1 protein-coding gene is annotated in these 2,728 nt (G+C 65.0%); it reads left to right on the plus strand.

Annotated features, from left to right (window positions below; genetic code table 11):
* Nucleotides 1-2,728: Ig-like domain-containing protein (locus tag OW493_RS17125; RefSeq protein WP_289864982.1), on the plus strand; the 2,728-nt coding region annotated here is incomplete at both ends.

Consider the following 2,728-nt stretch of genomic DNA (forward strand, 5'->3'; position numbering starts at 1 on the left):
CGGTATCGATGCCACCGCGCCGAACACGCCGACCATCGCCTCCGCGATCGACGACGTGCCTGATGGCACCAGCACCCTCGCCGATGGCGACAGCACCAATGACGCGACTCCGACCCTGACCGGCAGCGCCGAAGCCGGTAGCACCGTCACGATTACCCACAACGGTGAGGAAATCGCGACAGTCACCGCCGATGCCAATGGCACCTGGAGCTTCACGCCGGCGACTGGCTTCGCCGATGGCGAGCATGTCTTCAGCGTCACCGCCACCGATGCCGCAGGCAACGTGAGTGCACCGTCTGCCGACTTCACGCTCACCGTCGACACCACCGCGCCAGATGCACCAGTGCTGGCCGAGACCGATGGCGAAACCGCCAATGGCAGCACGGTCAATGGCAGCGCCGAAGCCGGCGGGACCGTCGAGATCACCAACGATGATGGCGATCTGCTGGGCACCGGCACTGTTGCCGATGACGGCACCTTCAGCATCACGCTGTCGCCGAAGCAGGATGCTGGCACCGAGCTGACGGCTACCGTCACTGATGCTGCAGGCAATGAAAGCGCAGCCTCTGCCGCATTGACCGTGCCGGAAGATGCCGACGTCACCGCCCCGAATGCGCCGACCATCGCCTCCGCCACGGATGATGTGGCGGCTGTCACAGGCGCCCTCGCCTCAGGCGACAGCACCAACGACGCCACCCCGACGCTGACCGGCAGCGCCGAGATCGGTAGCACCGTCACCGTCACGCATAATGGCGAAGTGATCGGCACGTCCACCGCCGGTAGCAATGGCACCTGGAGCTTCACACCAGGCACTGAATTCGCCGATGGCGAGCACGTCTTCAGCGTCACCGCGACTGATGAAGCCGGCAACGTGAGCGCGCCGTCTGGCGAGTTCACACTGACGGTTGATACCACTGCGCCGGATGCGCCGATTCTGTCCGAGACCGATGGCGAGACCGCCAATGGCAGCACGGTCAACGGCAGCGCTGAAGCCGGCGGGACCGTCGAGATCTCCAACGGTGATGGCGATCTGCTGGGCTCTGGCACCGTCGCGGATGACGGCACCTTCAGCATCACGCTGTCTCCAAAGCAGGATGCCGGCACCGAGCTGACCGCCACTGTCACCGACGCCGCAGGCAACGAAAGTGCTGTCTCCGACACCCTGGTGGTCCCAGAAGATGCCGACGTTACTGCCCCTAATGCGCCGACCATCGCCTCGGCCACGGATGATGTGGCGGCCGTAACCGGCACCCTCGCTGATGGCGACAGCACCAATGACGCGACTCCGACCCTGACCGGCAGCGCCGAAGCCGGTAGCACCGTCACGATTACCCACAACGGTGAGGAAATCGCGACAGTCACCGCCGATGCCAATGGCAGCTGGAGCTTCACGCCGGCGACTGGCTTCGCCGATGGCGAGCATGTCTTCAGCGTCACTGCGACCGATGCCGCGGGCAACGAAAGTGCACCGTCTGCCGACTTCATGCTCACCGTCGACACCACCGCGCCGGATGCACCAGTGCTGGCCGAGACCGATGGCACCACCGTCGCGGGCACCGGCGAAGCCGGCACCACGATCGAGATCACCAATACTGCTGGCGACGTCCTGGGCTCTGCTGAGGTCGACACCGATGGCAACTTCTCGGTCGCGCTGTCTCCCGAGCAGGATGCCGGCACCGAGCTGACCGCCACAGTCACCGATGCCGCTGGCAACGAAAGTGCTGTCTCCGACACCCTGGTGGTCCCAGAAGATGCCGACGTTACTGCCCCTAATGCGCCGACCATCGCCTCGGCCACGGATGATGTGGCGGCCGTAACCGGCACCCTCGCTGATGGCGACAGCACCAATGACGCGACTCCGACCCTGACCGGCAGCGCCGAAGCCGGCAGTGCTGTCACGATTACCCACAACGGTGAGGAAATCGCGACAGTCACCGCCGATGCCAATGGCACCTGGAGCTTCACGCCGGCGACTGATTTCGCCGATGGCGAGCATGTCTTCAGCGTCACTGCCACCGATGCCGCGGGCAACGAAAGTGCACCGTCTGCCGACTTCACGCTCACCGTCGACACCGTCGCGCCAGATGCACCAGTCCTGGCCGAGACCGATGGCGAAACCGCCAATGGCAGTACGGTCAATGGCAGCGCCGAAGCCGGCGGGACGGTCGAGATCACCAACGGTGATGGCGATCTGCTGGGCTCTGGCACCGTCGCGGATGACGGCACCTTCAGCATCACGCTGTCTCCGAAGCAGGAAGCCGGCACTGAGCTGACGGCTACCGTCACCGATGCCGCAGGCAACGAAAGTGCTGTCTCCGACACCCTGGTGGTGCCGGAAGATGCCGACGTCACCGCACCGAATGCGCCGACCATCACCTCCGCCACGGATGATGTGGCGGCCGTAACCGGCACCCTCGCCGATGGCGACAGCACCAATGACGCGACCCCGACCCTGACCGGCAGCGCCGAAGCCGGCAGCACCGTCACGATTACCCACAACGGTGAGGAAATCGCGACAGTCACCGCCGATGCCAATGGCACCTGGAGCTTCACGCCGGCGACTGACTTCGCCGATGGCGAACACGTCTTCAGCGTCACCGCCACTGATGCCGCGGGCAATGAAAGTGCATCGTCTGCCGACTTCACTCTCACCATCGACACCATCGCGCCGGATGCACCGACGCTGATCGAATCCGATGGCACCACTGTCTCCGGCACGGCCGAGGCT

Origin of the sequence: Cobetia sp. 14N.309.X.WAT.E.A4 (genome assembly GCF_030397495.1) — a bacterium.
Lineage (GTDB): Bacteria > Pseudomonadota > Gammaproteobacteria > Pseudomonadales > Halomonadaceae > Cobetia > Cobetia marina.